This window comes from Carboxylicivirga sediminis, from assembly GCF_018156225.1.
GTDB lineage: Bacteria > Bacteroidota > Bacteroidia > Bacteroidales > Marinilabiliaceae > Carboxylicivirga > Carboxylicivirga sediminis.
In genome coordinates this window covers 1-17,725 of record NZ_JAGTAR010000040.1, presented here as the reverse complement: position 1 = coordinate 17,725, position 17,725 = coordinate 1, and the positions used below count along the sequence as shown (strand labels likewise).

20 protein-coding genes are annotated in these 17,725 nt (G+C 42.6%); 18 read left to right on the top strand and 2 right to left on the bottom strand.

Features of this window, described 5'->3' with window-relative positions; genetic code table 11:
* Window positions 1-23: 23 nt before the first annotated feature.
* Window positions 24-689 (bottom strand): Crp/Fnr family transcriptional regulator, encoded by a 666-nt coding sequence (locus tag KDU71_RS19655; RefSeq protein WP_212192821.1) that lies wholly within the window; start codon window positions 687-689, stop codon window positions 24-26.
* Between the two features lie 125 nt (window positions 690-814).
* On the opposite strand from KDU71_RS19655, the gene KDU71_RS19650 reads away from it, so the two are divergent.
* The 7 genes from KDU71_RS19650 (at window position 815) to KDU71_RS19620 (ending at window position 6,458) form a co-directional block, all read left to right on the top strand.
* Window positions 815-1,264 (top strand): OsmC family protein, encoded by a 450-nt coding sequence (locus tag KDU71_RS19650; protein WP_244828610.1) that lies wholly within the window; start codon window positions 815-817, stop codon window positions 1,262-1,264.
* Between the two features lie 527 nt (window positions 1,265-1,791).
* Window positions 1,792-2,466 (top strand): hypothetical protein, encoded by a 675-nt coding sequence (locus KDU71_RS19645; protein WP_212192820.1) that lies wholly within the window; start codon window positions 1,792-1,794, stop codon window positions 2,464-2,466.
* Window positions 2,467-2,684: 218 nt separating this feature from the next.
* Window positions 2,685-3,176: a hypothetical protein gene (locus KDU71_RS19640; protein ID WP_212192819.1), complete on the top strand. Its 492-nt coding sequence runs from the start codon at window positions 2,685-2,687 to the stop codon at window positions 3,174-3,176.
* A 64-nt stretch (window positions 3,177-3,240) separates the two neighbouring features.
* Complete coding sequence (locus KDU71_RS19635) at window positions 3,241-3,942, top strand: Bax inhibitor-1/YccA family protein (protein WP_212192818.1); 702 nt, start codon at window positions 3,241-3,243, stop codon at window positions 3,940-3,942.
* 99 nt (window positions 3,943-4,041) lie between these two features.
* Window positions 4,042-5,370: a rhomboid family intramembrane serine protease gene (locus tag KDU71_RS19630; RefSeq protein ID WP_212192817.1), complete on the top strand. Its 1,329-nt coding sequence runs from the start codon at window positions 4,042-4,044 to the stop codon at window positions 5,368-5,370.
* Window positions 5,371-5,402: 32 nt separating this feature from the next.
* The gene (locus KDU71_RS19625; protein WP_212192816.1) at window positions 5,403-5,915 is read left to right on the top strand and encodes a hypothetical protein; all 513 of its coding nucleotides are present in this window, start codon (window positions 5,403-5,405) and stop codon (window positions 5,913-5,915) included.
* A 12-nt stretch (window positions 5,916-5,927) separates the two neighbouring features.
* On the top strand, window positions 5,928-6,458 hold the full coding sequence (locus tag KDU71_RS19620) for a GNAT family N-acetyltransferase (protein ID WP_212192815.1): 531 nt from the start codon (window positions 5,928-5,930) through the stop codon (window positions 6,456-6,458).
* Window positions 6,459-6,474: 16 nt separating this feature from the next.
* Here the strand turns inward: KDU71_RS19620 and KDU71_RS19615 are convergent, their stop codons facing one another.
* Window positions 6,475-7,005, bottom strand: coding sequence for a hypothetical protein (locus tag KDU71_RS19615; protein ID WP_212192814.1), 531 nt, complete (start codon window positions 7,003-7,005; stop codon window positions 6,475-6,477).
* Window positions 7,006-7,241: 236 nt separating this feature from the next.
* On the opposite strand from KDU71_RS19615, the gene KDU71_RS19610 reads away from it, so the two are divergent.
* From KDU71_RS19610 to KDU71_RS19560, 11 genes are all read left to right on the top strand, one after another.
* A complete protein-coding gene (locus tag KDU71_RS19610) occupies window positions 7,242-7,610 on the top strand; it encodes a DUF2200 domain-containing protein (RefSeq protein ID WP_212192813.1) in 369 nt (122 codons plus the stop codon).
* A gap of 224 nt (window positions 7,611-7,834) precedes the next feature.
* Complete coding sequence (locus KDU71_RS19605) at window positions 7,835-8,431, top strand: outer membrane beta-barrel protein (RefSeq protein ID WP_212192812.1); 597 nt, start codon at window positions 7,835-7,837, stop codon at window positions 8,429-8,431.
* A gap of 213 nt (window positions 8,432-8,644) precedes the next feature.
* Window positions 8,645-8,974 (top strand): DMT family transporter, encoded by a 330-nt coding sequence (locus KDU71_RS19600; RefSeq protein WP_212192811.1) that lies wholly within the window; start codon window positions 8,645-8,647, stop codon window positions 8,972-8,974.
* A 29-nt stretch (window positions 8,975-9,003) separates the two neighbouring features.
* Window positions 9,004-9,639, top strand: coding sequence for a hypothetical protein (locus tag KDU71_RS19595; protein ID WP_212192810.1), 636 nt, complete (start codon window positions 9,004-9,006; stop codon window positions 9,637-9,639).
* Complete coding sequence (locus tag KDU71_RS19590) at window positions 9,639-10,415, top strand: hypothetical protein (RefSeq protein ID WP_212192809.1); 777 nt, start codon at window positions 9,639-9,641, stop codon at window positions 10,413-10,415. The genes KDU71_RS19595 and KDU71_RS19590 overlap by 1 nt, the downstream gene beginning before the upstream one ends.
* Window positions 10,366-10,869 (top strand): hypothetical protein, encoded by a 504-nt coding sequence (locus KDU71_RS19585; protein WP_212192808.1) that lies wholly within the window; start codon window positions 10,366-10,368, stop codon window positions 10,867-10,869. Before KDU71_RS19590 ends, KDU71_RS19585 begins: the two co-directional genes overlap by 50 nt.
* Before the next feature lie 226 nt (window positions 10,870-11,095).
* On the top strand, window positions 11,096-13,348 hold the full coding sequence (gene katG / locus KDU71_RS19580) for a catalase/peroxidase HPI (protein WP_317195175.1): 2,253 nt from the start codon (window positions 11,096-11,098) through the stop codon (window positions 13,346-13,348).
* Window positions 13,349-13,532: 184 nt separating this feature from the next.
* Entirely contained in the window at window positions 13,533-14,420 is an 888-nt protein-coding gene (locus KDU71_RS19575) for a LysR family transcriptional regulator (protein ID WP_212192807.1), read from the top strand.
* Between the two features lie 72 nt (window positions 14,421-14,492).
* Window positions 14,493-15,416, top strand: coding sequence for a YeiH family protein (locus KDU71_RS19570; protein ID WP_212192806.1), 924 nt, complete (start codon window positions 14,493-14,495; stop codon window positions 15,414-15,416).
* A gap of 3 nt (window positions 15,417-15,419) precedes the next feature.
* Window positions 15,420-16,142, top strand: coding sequence for a sulfite exporter TauE/SafE family protein (locus tag KDU71_RS19565; protein ID WP_212192805.1), 723 nt, complete (start codon window positions 15,420-15,422; stop codon window positions 16,140-16,142).
* A 171-nt stretch (window positions 16,143-16,313) separates the two neighbouring features.
* Window positions 16,314-17,114, top strand: coding sequence for a YybH family protein (locus tag KDU71_RS19560; RefSeq protein WP_212192804.1), 801 nt, complete (start codon window positions 16,314-16,316; stop codon window positions 17,112-17,114).
* The last annotated feature ends 611 nt before the right edge of the window (window positions 17,115-17,725 follow it).

Below are 17,725 nucleotides of genomic sequence, written 5' to 3'. Positions count from 1 at the left end.
CCGGAGGCTTACAATTATTTGCTTTAGCCATACACAGAAATATCCTGAAGACGGCTATAGTCCAGAATCGTTATCTTCTTCCCATCGCTTTCTACTATGCCTTGCTTTCTGAAGTCGGCCAGATTCTTTAACACACTTTCTTTCGAGAAGCCAATGACCCTGGCCATATCGCTCCTGGTGAGGGGAATTTCAAAAGTATGTTGCCCATAGTTTTTTACAAACTCACTTAACAAAAAGGCCAGTGCTCCTGCCGAATTACGTTCAGTGAGCTTCATGTGCCAGTTAAGAAAATTTTCATTCACCATGGATATGTACTGGATAAAAGACATGGAAAAGCGTGGGTTACTCTCCAGCAACCGGGTAAACAACTGATAATTGATGATGAGCACCTGGCAATCACTCAGCGCCCGGGCCGAGAAGCGATAATGCATGGTTGAGTAAGCACAGTTAACGCCTATAATTTCGCCAGAAAACAGCAGCATAAGCGACTGCCGGCTGTGCGTGTCGTCCAAAGCCAGCTCCACAGTACCCGTTTGCAAAAGGTACAGATCGTGCACCGGTGAGCCTTTTCGTATCACCACCTCGCCCGCTTTAAAGTTGAGCATTTGGGCCGAACCAAACAGTTCATCCTTTTCATCATGCTTAAGCTGTTCAATACAGCTGCTGCCCGTTGGATAGATTATTTCCATATGTGCCAATCGTTAAACAGGTGTAAAATTACACCCCTCATCATGGTTTAATACACAGCCTGCCTGAGCATGGCCTCCTACTAAACACATAGCTTTGCAAAAGTATTAAATTAAAAACTATTCAAATGGAAGTAATGGAAGTGCAAACCATCAATTTCAATGTGGAGTCAACAACCAAATCGGGTTCCCAGTCAGAAGTACAAGTTCGCCAGTTTAAGGTGTTGATTGATGAACCCAGCCAGTTGGGCGGTACCGACGAGGCACCCAACCCGGTAGAATACCTCTTGTGCGGTTTAAGCGGCTGCATGCATATTATGGCGTTCAAAGTAGCACAGGAACTGAATATGGAACTAAGCGACCTGAAGATAAAAATTACCGGTGACCTCAACCCCATGAAACTGTTTGGTATGCCCACCGATGACCGGGCCGGCTACCAGGGCATCACCATTGAGCTGCACCCCGTTTCCAGTGCCACTCCCGAAACACTTGAGCAATGGAAAACCATAATGGCACAGCGCAGTCCCGTATTGGATAACCTCATTAACAAAACACCTGTTGAAGTAAAAATAGGGTGAGATAAACGTTAGCACCAATATTTTATAACGCATTTAAAGCCCTGGCCTCGTGTTACTCTCCTCCATGGCCGGGCAACTTTTAGTCAGATAACAGGCAAAAGATACTAGGCCTAAGAAGTAAGCACCAGGCACTCATCCCAACCATTAAACAGAACTCGTAACCCGAAACCTCCAACTCATAATCCTTCGGACTTCAGACCACAAACTTCGGACTTACTAACCTTCTCTTTTCCTCCTTTCATCAATAAACCAACATAATTTATCAACTGCATAGGGCATGTTTAACTAAAAATTTTAATTTAGCATGCACTAATCGGAAAACAGCTGCCCCTCGCTGCCAGGTGAGGACGAGAATTGATAATAAGGGGCGGTGGAAATATAAGGGATAATTTTAGGGATGCACAGGTGTGCGCGGATTTTGCAAGGTGATGAATGATATAGTAAAGATGTCGTGCATAGATATGATGATAAATTAGTTATGGGCAATATCAACTAACGATAATTTTAAATTAATAAGTAAACCAGGTATGAGAAAAATACAAATTCTGTTTGTTCTTTTTGTACTAATATTAATACAATTCAAATCTTTAGCACAAGAAACAAAGTACATTGAAGTTATTAGTAGCGAAACCTTCATTTTGAAACCTAAATCATTTATTTACCAGATTAGCTTTGGACAACAAATGGAATTTATGGGTATGAATATTCCCATGAACAACGATACTGATATTCCACAGGCTTCTTTTACCGACATTGAGAATATGATTAAATCTGAGCAATTCAAATATATTGTCAATGATGATAATGACTTTTCAATCTCAATTCAAACAAAACATCCAACCATTGAAGTGGAGTTAGATAATCTTAAAGACCTAAAACGCCTTTACAATAAACTAAAACACGAAAAAGGAATAAGTGGCAAAATAATGAATGTCAATTATGAGTCTGAATCTTTGTCTCAAGATGAAAAGTTTAATCTTTTATATTCAAAAGCTCTTAAACAAGCACAGCAATTAGCATTGGTATCTGGCAACACAGTAGGACAACTATTCAATATTTCAGAGATTATCAATGAGAGCGACTCTCAAATGGAGTTATATAAAACCATGATGAAAAACATGCCTTTAGGACTATTAGGCTCTCAGAATACTTTGAATAAAGAAATACAAAGGCAATTCATGTTTAAGTTTGAACTAAAATAAGATACTACCTCCCACTCGGCTAAGTTTACAACTTCGTCGATAGTTAATAATAAAGTAGCTGGAAACCATCAACACTCAAAAGTTATATCACTAAATATGCCGGTGATAATCAACCTGCCATTACGAACAATCTATAAGGCCCATTGCCTTAATAAGTAAGAAATCAACAAATGAAGAAAGTTATTATTAAGTCTGGATTCACTTCACATCAGAGGTTCATGCTCATTCTATTTTTTATTTTCTCCTTTATTGTCGGAACAGGAGAGGTTATTGGAATCGCCATATCTGATTCATTGGATCTATATCCTGGCGATTATATTGCATTGCTTCTATTCATCATTTCACCAGGCATACTGATTTTATTATTAAGCAAAGAGGGTATACTAATAAGCAAAGACCAATTATACAACTCCCAATTCATATTTGGCAAACCTTATTTTAAAACGAAAATAGACCTGCAAAATATGAAAGACATTAGTATTCTGAACTATAATATGGCTCAACGATTGGTATTCATCTCTGCAGCCAATCCTAACTTCGCAGAAAAGATTCGAGTAAGTAAGGTTTTTCTTCTTAATGAAAATCATAGCCAGAAAAGACTTGTACTATCAACAAAAAGAATGGAACATGCTGAGCTACTCGTGAGAGAAATTGAAAATGCATTTGCTCTTAACCATACCGACTATAATCCACCAACACGAAGACGATGATAATAAAGAAATACTTGATACTCAACAAATTAATCTAATCCACCTCATCAATACGGAAAAACTCATGAAACAATCAATTTCATTCACCCAGGAAGCCGCCATCGCAGCCGAACAGCAACGATTTATGACAAAAGTTTATGGATGGATGTCCTTTGCTTTAATCATTACCGGACTCGTGGCCATGTGGACAGCCTCTACCCCACAGCTAATCAAACTGATTTTCAGCAATCAGTTTGTATTTATTGGCATAATAGTGCTTGAATTTATACTGGTTGCCCGCCTGGTTTCGGTTATTAAGAGAATATCGGCCCAGATGGCCACCATGCTGTTTATACTCTATGCCTTCCTCAACGGGATCACCTTGTCGGCTATTTTCATTGTATTTACAGAGGCATCCATTGCCACCACATTCTATGTAACAGCCGGTACCTTTGGCATAATGAGCCTCTACGGTTACTTTACCAAGTCGGACCTAAGCCGCTTTGGCAACCTGCTTTTTATGGCACTCATAGGCTTGATATTAGCATCAGTGGTGAATATGTTCCTGAATAACGAGATGCTATACTGGATTACCACCTATGTGGGTGTATTACTATTTGTTGGCCTAACAGCCTACGACACCCAGAAAATCAAAAAGATGAACATCATTGGTAACGAGGGGACAGAAGAAGATAAGAAAGAAGCCATCATTGGCGCACTAACCTTGTACCTCGATTTCATTAACCTGTTTTTATACCTGCTCAGAATATTCGGAAAAAGGAAGTAAGAACACTAAGCACCAATTGAAAAAGGATTAGACAACCCGATAGCGCAGAAGGTTAAGAACCCCCAATTGACTGTCACTGCCCTGCACTAATACATGGAAATGGAAAACATCTTTACAAAGAAAATGCTTGATAAATCAGATGCTGAGCTAAGAAACATCCTTGAAAACAGGGAGAACTACCAGGAAGAAGCCTATGAAGCTGCCCTGTATGAGCTTGAAAGAAGACGAAAAGCAGCCTTGAACACACCTCCTGCCAAAGTACAAGAGGTGGAAACTCCCGTTGAAGAAGAAGAGGAAACGAATAAACGAAAATCTTTTAGGGAAGTAGTGGAGGCTTTGATCCCTGACACCAACTATTACGTTACACCTATCATTATTTACCTGAATATACTGATTTACGTAGTGATGGTGCTGATGGGAGTTCACCCGGTAGAACCAAGCATTGAAGCATTAATCGACTGGGGCGGCAATCTGCGTGAGCTCACCCTGGTGGATGAGCAATGGCGCTTGCTAAGCAGCACCTTTTTGCACGGTGGTATCTTTCACCTTTTACTTAATATGTATGCCCTGCTGTTTATTGGAAAGGAAATTGAAACGCAGATTGGCAGTTCTAAATTCCTGTTTGCCTACTTGTTCACTGGTGTATTAGCCAGCGTAGCAAGTGTGGCTATTAACGACAATATCGTTTCTGTTGGGGCTTCCGGAGCCATATTTGGTATGTATGGCGTACTCATTTCTCTATTGTTACTAAAAGCAATTGAGTTACCACAGGAGACTCGTAAGAATTTTGTAACCAGCGTATTTTCCTTTGTCGGCTATAACCTGGCGTTTGGCTTTACCAAAGAAGGCATTGACAATGCTGCTCATATTGGTGGACTTGTAAGCGGACTAATTATTGGCGCCGCCTATTATGTCACAAACAACAAAACTCATGGTACAAAAGCCGTAATGACCACCAGCACCCTGGCTGTGGTTCTTTTAATAGCTGCATTGCCTGTTATCATCCCCAATCAACTGGGGAAATACAATGTATTAATGAATCAATTTGTTGAAACAGAGGAAAAAGCACTGAGCTTTAGCAATCTTCAATCAAATGCCGGCGACGACACCTATTTCAGAGTCATTACCGAAGAAGGCATTCCCAACTGGAAGAAATGTTTAAGCATTGTCAAACAGCTCGACTCCATTGATGACCTACCGGCAGATTACAAGGAACAAAACGCGCTATTGAAGCGCTATTGCCAGTATCGCCTCGAAAGCTTTGAGTTAATGGCCAAAACCATCTCGGAAGAAACCTATCAGTACAATGAGCTGCTCCAAAACTATAATAAAACCATTGAATTCATTGTTCAGAAACTTCAGGGCGAATCGGTGCCGGATAGTTTACTTGTAGTGCCATTGACAAATTCTTCTGGTGAAGATTTGTAGTCAATACCTTTGAAACTATAACAACAAGTCCTATGAAAAAAACATTACCCTTCCCTCTTATTCAGACCGTTACAATTATTGTATTAGTCTTGATTTCGGCAGGCATGCAAGCACAGTCACTGGTGGAACAGACTGGTGGAGTTAAAACAAGTTTTACCATCACCAGTTCAGGTATTGAACTGCCAATAACCGCCCAGGCAATGGTTAAACGGGGAATTTCAAAATATGATTATCGTAGCAGCTTCGACTCGGGCTATGGATATGGCTACGGCATGCAAACCTGGCGACTGGAATTTACTAGTACTTCAGGCATTAGCGAGAAGCATATTCCAAAAGAAGGTTCAAAAAAAAGGCGTTACTACCAGTGTAAACTTTATGATACTGATGATCAGTGCCTCCTGGATACACAACTTGAATTGGGCGATGTAATTATGGTAAGTAATGGCGATCTGCTACAAACCTATTCAATTAACCTGAATAGTATACCAATTATTCTGCTGGAGAAGACAAAAGAGGTTCAGATTGATAAAGTTTGGGAGAAATAAAATTAAAGAAACGTGATAATATTCGAAACGTCCAGACTCATCGCCAGGCATATCACCCAGGCAGATATGCATGAGCTGCTTACGATTTACAACAAGGAAGCCAACATGCGCTTTATCTCCAGCGGCAAACACCAATGGACGCATACAGAGTTGACAAAAAAGTACAGGCAGTCCAACCAAAACAATCATCCTGGTATCGGCATTTTTGCGTTGGTATTAAAGTCAGACAATTCAGTGATTGGAGAAGCCGGTTTGTTTAACTCTTTCGATAACCTCCATCAGTTGGAGCTGGGCTATATCATCGACTCGGGCCATTGGAAAAAAGGATTAGGTAAAGAAGTCTGTTCCGGCCTAATTCAATATGCTTTTCAAACATTGAACACCCAAACACTTATTGCACGCATGTATGCCAACAATAAGTCGTCTGTTGCCCTATCTGAGAAATGCGGGATGGCCAAAACCAATAGCGGCCACACTGATGATGGCAAAGAGTATTTCGTTTATTCCATTGATAACACCTGCCCTCAGAACGCTAAACCCTGAACTCTTAAACAGTCCACTAATGCATAATTTCCAGCTCTTTCAGCTGCAACTGTTCGGCATTCAAAATACTTTCCAGGCTATTTACATCAACATTACTTGCCTCTAAAAAGTCTGATGGTACTACCACCACCCTGAAGGTCTGATTCTGCGTGTATCCAGGCGGCAGTGTTGACAAATCCAGGTAACTATCCAGAAATACCGACATATCAATAATCTGGTTACTGGCTATATCGGCCGAAAAATCATAGTTATACTGAAAAGATGTTCCATTATTGAAATAAACTGTTTGCGGCAAAGGGCGCCAATAGTCAATACCTGCTGACTCCCATAAGACATAGGCCAATATCACATCCGATTCGTAGGGTATAAACCCATTTTGCCTGAAGTTAAATACCAACTGATAAGCATTTGAACGGTTAAAGCTACCTGTAAATTCAAATGTGGTTCCAATAAAATCGCCTCCCTGCGATGGCGGGTGTCCAATAGTATTATCGCATGACGATAAAAACAGGCTAAGCGTAAGGAGTATCAATGCTACGTATTTCATGAGATTGTTCTTTAATATACTTTAATTCAATATTCGTGCCGTAATACCTGCTAACCCAATTCGCTCATTAAGAGACAAACACTACTGACAACTATTAATAAACATCCATATCAACTGTTTAGCAACAATCAACCATATGCAGTACACGGCCAGTTTTTAAATATCCAGGAGCTTATAGGTACAATACACAAAGTATTTGTACTTTAAGCCAGATATAACCAATAATACCAAAAGCAATGAATACCAGCAGCAAGCAAGATGAGCGCATCGCTCGCATGACATTTGCCTCAGTTTATCCGCATTACCTTGCCAAAATCGAGAAGAAAGGCAGAACAGAAGCAGAACTACACCAGGTGATAGAATGGCTAACTGGTTTTGATGCCCCCAAACTACAGCAACTAATCGAGGACAAAGTCACATTCGAATCTTTTTTTCGGGAAGCGATTATTAATAAAAATGTACATCTTATCACGGGGGTCATTTGCGGCTACCGGGTTGAAGAGATTACTAACCCTTTGACACAACAAGTCAGATACCTTGATAAACTGGTAGACGAACTGGCTAAAGGAAAGAAAATGGAAAAGATTCTGAGAAGTAGCTTATAGCCTAAACTCCCATCAACTACTAATGCAATTATCCTTGGTCATCCTATCGAAGAGAAGCCCTAATAATAACCGCCAGCACTCATTAATCACTTGGTAATTTGACATCTACAGTCAACACCCTTAAATTGCAAAATTATTAAAAACCAGTCGAACAAGCACTTATATTACAACTAATAGTTTGTACAATTATATCTGGATTAATAATTTAACTAAATCAAGTAAACATGAGAAAGAAGAGAATGTCATTGGTATTATCCTTTATAGGATTAATGGGCTTTATTAGCTTTGGTTACTCTCAGGTTACTATCAAACCGGGAATCGGTATTAACATTACTAACTGGTCGAAAGACCCGGGCGGGGCAACAACAAGTGGAAATGTTGGCTGGCAAATTGGTGGTACAGTAGCTTTTGGCGAAAAACTTTTTTTTGAACCCGGCTTGTTTTATGTGGAGCAATCAACGGAAGTAGATGTCATTGATAGTGAGATGCCTGATAACTTCAAGTTCGACAACAAGATTACCTCACTCAGAATACCAGTCAACGTCGGTTATTCGATTCTTGGCAAAGAAGATGGCATGTTTTCGTTACACGTCTTTGGAGGACCAACAGCGTCTTTTGTGCTAGATGTGAAGGAAACTGACCTGCTTTCAAAGGATGATCACAAGAGTATTAACTGGGGTGTTCAGGCCGGTGCAGGCATCAACCTAACCATGTTTTATCTGGATGCATCATATGAGTGGGGGCTAAACGAATTTCTGGAGGATATGGATGAAAAAGTTAAATTACAAGGCTTTTATCTCACAGCCGGAATTAAATTTTAACCCACAATTTCCATTGGGCTATCTGGTTGCTCACATACAAGGCTGCCAGCGAATTATATTTGGTTAATATTAACAGAAATGGGTGTTCAGCAAATGATCACCCATTTCTTTTGATTTACCTGTTTGATGTGTTTAATATCCTGCAAACTTATCCACCAACTAACTAAAGTTTGTATCTTCGTTAAAGTCCAATAAATTCAGACTCTCTAATTAATGAACTGGATCATACTTACCATAGCCGGATTATTTGAAGTGACGTTTGCCTTTTGCCTGGGTAAAGCTAAAGAAACAACTGGTCAGCCCATGATAATGTGGTACACGGGTTTTATAGTGGCTCTTTTCCTGAGTATGGCCCTGCTGATTAAAGCCACACAAACTCTGCCCATAGGTACAGCCTATGCCGTATGGACCGGTATAGGGGCAGTAGGAACCGTATTGGTAGGTATCTTTGTATTTAAGGAACCAACCACTTTCCTGCGTCTGTTTTTCCTGACCACACTTATTGCCTCCATCATTGGCCTCAAAGCAGTATCGCAACATTAAAAAATCATACCAACCCAACACCAAACAAAATGGAACAAGCAACCAACATTGAAAAACTACAGGTTTTTGCTAAACGAACAGGCCGCGAGATATTCTTTACCGAAGATCAATACCCACTCCCTCCCTATCGGCAGATACCGCGCTATAAAAGAACCATTTACATCCCTTATAACGAAGAGAGACAACTGTTTTTTGTGCTCTTCAGCGATCCGTATTATAAGGCTGGCGAACACACCGTCTTTTGCGGCATTTACTTTAAAACCAACATACCGGCATCGGTCAGGCTAAATTTCAGGCCCAAAAATATTTTTGACAAGCTGAATCCCTTTTTATCGAAAAAAACACTTAAGATCGATGAGCGCTTATTCGATTCTAAAGTAGTCATAAGCGGTAACGATACGTCCACCATTAAGCGCTACTTCAAACACTCGGTGCTGCAACGCTTAATAATTGAGAAGCTCAACTCTAATATGTTCATGAAGTTCTCCATTAACGAAACACCGGTTGATTTTGTACCCGAGCTAAAGGACAACTCCCATTTTGCCCTCATTAATCCGCAGGAATGGGTGCTTGATGCCCAAACCATTGAGCAGTGGTTTAGCACCATGAAACAAATACATGCCATATTTCAAAAGAAAGAAGTAGAACATATCACCTACCTGTAATGGAAGAAAACGAACGCCTATTTTCACAAAAAGCCATCGCTCTGGCAACATTCTTTGGGGGACCAGCGGCTGCAGGCTACCTTATCAAAAAAAATTACGATGCATACGGTGAATTGAGTAAAGGAAAAAATGCTTTTGCCATTGGGGTGATAGCAACTATTCTTTTATTCGCAGGCATCTTTTCAATCCCTGAATACATCATCGATAAGATACCTAATGCCCTTATCCCAGCTGTTTATATAGGTATCATCTATCTCATTGTTGAAAAACTTCAGGGACAATGGCTGGAAGAGCACAGAGCCGCGGATGGTGAGTTCTACACAATGTGGCGTTCAGCTGGCATTGGGGTCATATTTACACTTATCATCCTGATTGGTGTTGGCGGAACGGCTTTTATCGCTGGTGATTTATCACAGCCTGACTACAATGCTGATTATTATAATACTGAATTCGATAAATTCATTAAAAATGAGAATACAGCACTTGCCATATTTGAAGTGATTGATGTAGCCGATCCTCAGTACAGTATTAAAGAACTTAGCAAAGGCGTTGTATTGTGGCAACTTAATAAGGAGATTATTAGCCACCTGGATACTATCAGTAACTTACCTGATGAACTAATCTCGCAAAACGATAAACTGAAAGAATATTGTGATCTGAGAGTTAGTTATAATGAAGTTATTATTAAAGCAATATCAGAAGAAACAGACCTCTACAATTCGGAGATTGACAAGATTGGTTCACATATTAACAAAGTACTCGAAGAGCTTAATTAACAGAATCAACATTCAAAGAGCCGTCCTGTTATATGCCCTGTTAACAATAAGCCTCCATATATCGGGCCAGTCATCCTGCCTGATAGATTGCTATGCCTCCGGTTGTGACGAAGAGCAGGAAACGGATAATTTTGACAACAGGTTGTCTGAACTGGTATTCAGGAACGACACCATATTAATCATTGTTCAGCTGGTTGATAACTGTGTCTATGCCAGTGAGCCACTTTATGCCGAAGCTCAATTCGTCAACGACACCATAGAACTGTCTTACTCGCTGGAGCCACAAATAACCGATACCCTTTATCAGGATGGACAAATCATTTATGAATTTACCTCCCCTTATTACGAGTGCGATTGTTGCTTTGAACTGACCTATCTGCTCAGAGACATTCCTCATCGTTCAATGCCCATCAGGTTAAACAATCAAATAATATACCACAGCAGCAAGCACTAACTCAAAGGCGTTATACAACACTCTATTGTGGCTCCTGACACGAAATCAAGGCGACATTATTCAAGCATCCTCAAAGCATTTATGCGATCAACTACCCACTAACATTACGTTAAGAGCCCTATACTCCATCAGCGTTAGTATTTAAAAACTAAATACTTAAGCTTAATTGTATTGATTCTAAATACGCTTATGTGTATCTTTTATTGATTCAATAAACACCTATGTCATGAAACAAATCATTGGTACACTACTCCTGCTCGCCCTCCTTTCAGGATGTACCCAAAAGCCAACAGAAACGCAAGCAGTTATGGAAACATCAAGTGAATGTCCTTTTCATAAAGGCGCCCAGATGAGTATGGACAATAAAGATTGGTGGCCCAATCAGGTTGACCTGAGCATTCTGCGACAACATTCAAGCCTATCTGACCCTATGGACGAAGGCTTTGACTACACAAAAGCCTTTAACAGCCTCGACTACTATGCCTTGAAAAAGGACATTAAGCAAGTAATGACTGAATCACAAGATTGGTGGCCAGCCGATTTTGGCAATTATGGCCCGCTATTTATCCGCATGGCCTGGCACAGTGCCGGTACTTATCGTGTTGGTGACGGACGCGGTGGTGGCAACCAGGGACAGCAGCGCTTTGCTCCTTTAAACAGCTGGCCAGACAACGCCAACCTTGACAAGGCCAGACGACTATTATGGCCCGTTAAGCAAAAGTATGGCAACAAAATATCATGGGCCGACCTGATGATACTAACAGGTAACGTGGCGCTCGAATCAATGGGATTTAAAACCATTGGATTTGCAGGTGGACGCAGTGATGTGTGGGAACCTGCCATGGAAGTTTACTGGGGCTCTGAAGGTAAATGGCTCGAAGACAAACGTTACTCGGGCGATCGTGAACTGGAAGATCCGCTGGCAGCTGTACAGATGGGACTTATTTACGTTAACCCGGAAGGACCTGACGGTAACCCCGACCCTGTGGCTGCGGCCATTGATATACGCGAAACCTTCGCTCGCATGGGTATGAACGATGAAGAAACCGTAGCATTGATTGCAGGTGGTCATACCCTTGGTAAATGCCATGGTGCCGGCGATGCTGCCCAGGTAGCAGCTGATCCTGAAGCGGCCCCCATGGAACAGCAGGGACTTGGCTGGAAAAGCAGCCACGGCTCAGGCAAAGGTGCCGATGCCATCACATCAGGACTGGAAGTCACCTGGACAATCACTCCAACCCAATGGAGTCATCAGTTCTTCCAGATTCTGTTTGATAACGAATGGGAACTCACCTTAAGTCCGGCTGGTGCCAAGCAATGGGTAGCCAAAGATTCACCAGAGATTATTCCGGATGCCTTTGATCCCGAAAAACGACACAAACCAACGATGCTCACCACTGATTTATCGTTACGCTTCGATCCTGCCTACGAAAAGATTTCACGTCGCTTCTATGAACACCCTGAAGAGTTTGACATGGCCTTTGCCAAGGCCTGGTTTAAGCTCACTCACCGCGATATGGGACCACGAGCCCTCTACCTGGGTCCTGAGGTGCCTGAGGAAGTATTTATCTGGCAAGATCCTATACCAGAGCTCAACCACAAACTGATCAGTAACGCCGATGTTAAAAAGCTTAAGGCTGCCATTCTGGATGCCGGCCTTACCACACAGGAACTGGTATCTACTGCCTGGGCATCGGCAAGTACCTTCCGTAATTCTGATAAAAAAGGAGGTGCCAATGGTGCACGCATCCGTCTGGAACCACAGAAAAACTGGGAAGCAAACAACCCTGCTCAGCTGAGTAAAGTGCTGACGGCACTTGAAAAGATACAGCAGGACTTCAATGCCTCATCGGGTAACAAGCAAGTATCGATGGCCGACCTGATTGTACTGGGAGGTTGCGCTGCTGTAGAGCAAGCAGCCAAGGCAGGTGGTTACAGCGTGGCAATTCCGTTTACACCGGGCCGTATGGATGCCACACAGGAACAAACCGATGTAACATCAATGGCTGTGCTGGAACCATTATCTGACGGTTTCCGCAACTACCAGAAGACCAAATACAAGATGTCAACAGAAGCCCTGTTGGTGGATAAAGCTCAACTACTTGGGCTGACAGCGCCTGAAATGACCGTATTAGTTGGTGGGTTGCGCACCCTGGATGCCAACTACAACCATTCTAAACACGGTGTATTTACCGATAAGCCCGGCACACTTAGCAACGATTTCTTTGTGAACCTACTGGACATGCGTACCGAGTGGAAGGCTACGTCGGAAGATGAAGAGCTATTTGAAGGCAAAGATCGTGCAAGTGGTGAAGTGAAATGGACAGCTACCCGGGCCGACCTGGTGTTTGGCTATAATTCCGAGTTAAGGGCGTTAGCCGAGGTATACGCCAGTAACGATGCCCGGGAGAAGTTTGTAAAAGATTTCATCAAGGTATGGGATAAGATTATGAACCTCGACCGATTTGATAGTCAGTAGATAAACGCATTACTTAAACCAACAAGTACAAATCACAGGGTTAGGTTCCGAAGGGAGCTTAACCCTTTTTTGCTTAAAGAATAATAACTCTATTTTGCTCATACTTCTTATCTGCATTCAATGACCACTTTGAACTCAGCTTAATTAATTACCTTTAGCACCAGTAACTCAATATGCTCGAACAATGGATTACCGGGATCAAGTATTTATTGCCGTAGCCGAACACCTTAGTTTTTCCAAAGCCGCCGAAGACCTCAACATCAGTCAGCCGGCGGTTACCAAGCATATTAAAGAGCTGGAAAACCGCTACGACATCAACCTGTTTGAGCGCAAAGGCAACAAAATATACTTAACCAGAGCCGGCAAGAAGGTGTACAATGCCTTTAAACAAATAGCCACCCAATACCGCGAGCTGGATTTTGAAGTGAGCCAGATGCATGATACGGTGGCAGGTGAATTCATCATAGGTGCCAGCTCAACCATATCGCAGTATGTTATTCCTCAAGTGATTGCTTCATTTCACAAGCGCTATCCCAAAATTCAGATACACCTGGTCAACGGCAATTCATTTGATATGGAAAAGCTGCTGCTGAATAACCAGGTGGACCTGGCACTGGTCGAAAACCAGGGGTCGCAGGCCGGCATCGGCTATCAAAGCTTTATGAATGACGAACTGATAGTGGTAACAGGGGCCAATAGTGTGTATGGCAAGCGCAAAACTATCAGCAAAGAAGACCTGATGCGCTTCCCCATCGTACTGAGGGAACAAGGCTCCGGCACATTAGAAGTCATTAAAAAGGCCTTCTCCGGGCAAAGTATCCCATTTGATAATCTTAACACCTTTATTCACCTGGGCAGCACCGAATCCATCAAAAACTTCCTGCTCGATTTCGATGGCATTGCCATCATCTCTGAAAAAGCGGCCTTAACAGAGCTATATATGAAAAGCCTGGTTAAACTGACAGTGAACGACTTTACCATTCCGCGCACATTCAGAATAGCTTTTAAACTGGGACACAAAAGCAGGCTGGTTGAGTTATTCGAGAATTTCCTATGCAGCTATAACTTTTAGTTATCCTTAATAAATATATAGTATTTGCTTTGGTTATAACTACTCAATACTTTTGTTGGAAAGTTTTGAGATATGAAAACAGAGCAAAACACTTTCAGATGGGTATATATAGCACTGGCTGGTGCCTGCTTCCTACCCTTTGTATCGCCAGCCATGGCGCTGGGCGCAGGTATTATTATTTCCCTGTTGGGCTATAGCCCCAAAAATGCTCACCAGTATACGTCAGTCATATTGCAGGCTTCCATTGTTTTAATGGGCTTTGGCATGAACCTGAATGAAGTGATAGCCGCCTCCAAAAATGGTTTTATTGAAACATTCGTATCGGTGATACTGGTTATGGCGCTGGGCCTGTTATTGGGGCGACTGCTTAAAGTAGAAAAAAACATTACTCTGCTGATAGCTGCCGGCACGGCCATATGTGGTGGTAGTGCCATTGCGGCTGTATCACCCATACTCAAAAGCAAGGATTATCAAAACTCATTCGCCCTCATTGTGGTGTTTGTGCTCAATGCGGTTGCCCTGTTGGTATTCCCCTTTATTGGCCATCAGTTGAACCTGAGCCAGGAGGTATTTGGCAACTGGGCAGCCATCGCCATACATGATACCAGTTCGGTGGTAGGCGCCGGGGCCGAATATGGCGAGCAAGCCTTACAGATTGCTACTACCGTGAAACTGATACGCGCCCTGTGGATCATCCCTCTCTCCATAGTGATTGCCCTGCTAAACAAAAACCAAAACACCCGTAAGGTAGCTGTACCCTGGTTCATTCTGCTGTTTGTGGCAGCAATTGTTTTTGCCTGGCTGTTCCCGGATTACACCCAGAGCTACGGACACCTGAACTGGCTGGGCAAGCGTGGCATGGTGCTGGCCCTGCTACTGATAGGTTCGAATATTTCCATCAGACAAATTAAACAATCAGGCACCAAAAGCTTTGTGCTGGGCCTCACCTTGTGGATAATTACCGGAGTTGTGTCATTAATTGCTTTAAACCACTAAGTCATGCCTAATATCTGGATTCTTTTAATTGTGGTGGCATCGAGCCTTATTAAAGGTATCACCGGTTTTGGTTTTGCCCTAATATCATTGCCTTTGCTCCTTTTCTGGTATCAGCCTGCCGAGATTATACCGGTGTTGATGATCTGTAATTTCATCGCCTCTGTGTTTATCATACTGCAAAAGAAGGAGCGCCGGCTGGTGAATAGACAGCAGCGTATGCTGATTATGGCTGGTGGTGTCTTCACCATTGCAGGTGTCATCCTCTTGAAGTCAATCAATCAGCAGCTACTGGTTCATGTTACCGGTGTGGCATTCATCATTATCACCCTCCTGTCGCTCAAACCACAAAGCAAACCACTGAAAAAGCTAAGGGATCTGAGCTACCTGGCTGCCGGCGCTGTTATAGGCATCATCACCGGATCCATATCGGTGAGTGGCCCTCCTTTGGCCCTGTTTCTGAACAAAGCACAGGTGGATAAAATGGCCTTTCGAGAGGTGTTTGCCTGGTTTAGTGTGGTAACAGCTTCCATTGCCATTATTGGCTATATACCGGCTGGTTTATTGTCGGTTGAAAGCCTGAAGCAAGTGGCTGTGTTTGTTCCCATCCTGCTCCTGGGAACTGTAGCTGGCAAGCGACTTAATCATCTGATTCCCGGCAATAACTTCAGACTCATCAATATTGTTATCACTTTACTGGCAAGTCTGATGCTTGTGATCGGGCAATAACGGCTTATCGTGATGTAGATAAGGTAGACTTAAGACATAAGATATTAGCCCTATGGAGCTATGAGTTACTGCCACCTGCAGCAAAGAGATTGACAAAAGTTGCCTGGCACTGTAACTTGCATGCCATTACCCGCTCAATCTTCGCGTTTCTTACCATTAAATTGTATCGCCATGAAAACAAAACTGTCAGTCAAGAGCAGCTTGTTTGTGCTGCTTGCATTAATTATCGCCAGTGCCTGCACCCCCGTTAAGCAAGATGTTACAGCCGAGATTGAAGAAATGAACATCGTGTATATGACAGCCATTAAAAACCAGGATGTGGAAACACTCACCAACCTGCACACTGCCGATGCGCTTGTGTTACCATCGAACCAGAGAATGATTGAGGGTAAAGATGCCATCCGACAGATGTGGAGCGAGGCCTTTGCCTACGGCATGGGCTACCTTAAACTAACCACTACCGAAGCCACAGCTTATGGCCCTGTAGCCCACGAAACAGGCATTTATAAGTACTACACACCCGATGATAAGCTGGTAGATGAAGGCAAATACATTGTGGTGTGGGAAAAAGCAGATAATACCTGGAAAATTGCCAAAGACATCTGGAACAGCTCAATGCCCATGCCGCCCAGAGCCACTGATAAAGATACTGTTGCCATGGTTATAACAGAGGTGGCCCCCGAAAAAATGGAGGCCCTCAACACCTTTGCCTCCGAGGTATTCCTGCCGGCTTTTGAGCAACATTTTGCCGAATCAAAAGCTACTGCCCGCCTGTTTAAGGTCATTAATGAATCTGAGGGCAATGCCAAAGTCATCTATTTTATCGACCCCATCAATAGCAATCATGTGCATGATGTCAAAACCATCCTGTCGATGCATTATAACGAGGAAGACACCGACCGGTACATGGAGGAGTTTAGAAACTACCTGATTAAGCAGGACGTGGTGTATGCCGTGCCTATGGGCTGGTAAAAGTGCTGTGAGATGAGGGTCTTCTCCCCGACATCAGCAACGCAGATAGTTCTGAAAGGATCGCATCATTATGTGTAAGTTGTCATTTAAGATGCAATCCTTTCCACGACCTGTTCCATATGTAAATGCCTTTCAGGCAATGAGTGATTGCGTGGAAACTATGATTCGATTTAGAAACAAAATAACACTTTGTGTTGCAGTCTGCCCCTAACATCAGCAGCGCAGATGAGATCCACTCATTGAGTGAAAGAAAGAAAGAAAGAAAGATTTGGAACACATAATATCCATCTCTTAGTCTTCATTTGCCTACAGCAAAAGGCCCTTCTTGTTTACTTCTTCTGGCTGCAGAGAAGAAGTAAAAGCCCGTCCGGCTCGAGGACAAAACAATCTATTCCTTTGGCATTACCCCAAAGGAAGCAAATCTCTGGCTGGAAAAATCCCCCATCGCCTGCGGCACTTCCCCAAGGGGAAGATGTGTGCATACAATGGTTGTCACGCCCCCGACCTCAGCAACGTAGATGGGGCACCCACTCATCGAAACGAAGCATAATGAGATTTGTTAACAAAGCTGTACATCTTTAAATCTCATGCGTAGTAAGGTGTAAGTGGGT

Coding starts and splice junctions, on each gene's coding strand:
- KDU71_RS19625 (WP_212192816.1), top strand. CDS start 5,403: ATGAAAAAAACATTACCCTTCCCTCTTATTCAGACCGTTACAATTATT.
- KDU71_RS19590 (WP_212192809.1), top strand. CDS start 9,639: ATGGAAGAAAACGAACGCCTATTTTCACAAAAAGCCATCGCTCTGGCA.
- KDU71_RS19605 (WP_212192812.1), top strand. CDS start 7,835: ATGAGAAAGAAGAGAATGTCATTGGTATTATCCTTTATAGGATTAATG.
- KDU71_RS19630 (WP_212192817.1), top strand. CDS start 4,042: ATGGAAAACATCTTTACAAAGAAAATGCTTGATAAATCAGATGCTGAG.
- KDU71_RS19640 (WP_212192819.1), top strand. CDS start 2,685: ATGCTCATTCTATTTTTTATTTTCTCCTTTATTGTCGGAACAGGAGAG.
- KDU71_RS19615 (WP_212192814.1), bottom strand. CDS start 7,005: ATGAAATACGTAGCATTGATACTCCTTACGCTTAGCCTGTTTTTATCG.
- KDU71_RS19610 (WP_212192813.1), top strand. CDS start 7,242: ATGAATACCAGCAGCAAGCAAGATGAGCGCATCGCTCGCATGACATTT.
- katG (WP_317195175.1), top strand. CDS start 11,096: ATGAAACAAATCATTGGTACACTACTCCTGCTCGCCCTCCTTTCAGGA.
- KDU71_RS19575 (WP_212192807.1), top strand. CDS start 13,533: ATGGATTACCGGGATCAAGTATTTATTGCCGTAGCCGAACACCTTAGT.
- KDU71_RS19600 (WP_212192811.1), top strand. CDS start 8,645: ATGAACTGGATCATACTTACCATAGCCGGATTATTTGAAGTGACGTTT.
- KDU71_RS19570 (WP_212192806.1), top strand. CDS start 14,493: ATGAAAACAGAGCAAAACACTTTCAGATGGGTATATATAGCACTGGCT.
- KDU71_RS19650 (WP_244828610.1), top strand. CDS start 815: ATGGAAGTAATGGAAGTGCAAACCATCAATTTCAATGTGGAGTCAACA.
- KDU71_RS19635 (WP_212192818.1), top strand. CDS start 3,241: ATGAAACAATCAATTTCATTCACCCAGGAAGCCGCCATCGCAGCCGAA.
- KDU71_RS19645 (WP_212192820.1), top strand. CDS start 1,792: ATGAGAAAAATACAAATTCTGTTTGTTCTTTTTGTACTAATATTAATA.
- KDU71_RS19595 (WP_212192810.1), top strand. CDS start 9,004: ATGGAACAAGCAACCAACATTGAAAAACTACAGGTTTTTGCTAAACGA.
- KDU71_RS19560 (WP_212192804.1), top strand. CDS start 16,314: ATGAAAACAAAACTGTCAGTCAAGAGCAGCTTGTTTGTGCTGCTTGCA.
- KDU71_RS19565 (WP_212192805.1), top strand. CDS start 15,420: ATGCCTAATATCTGGATTCTTTTAATTGTGGTGGCATCGAGCCTTATT.
- KDU71_RS19655 (WP_212192821.1), bottom strand. CDS start 689: ATGGAAATAATCTATCCAACGGGCAGCAGCTGTATTGAACAGCTTAAG.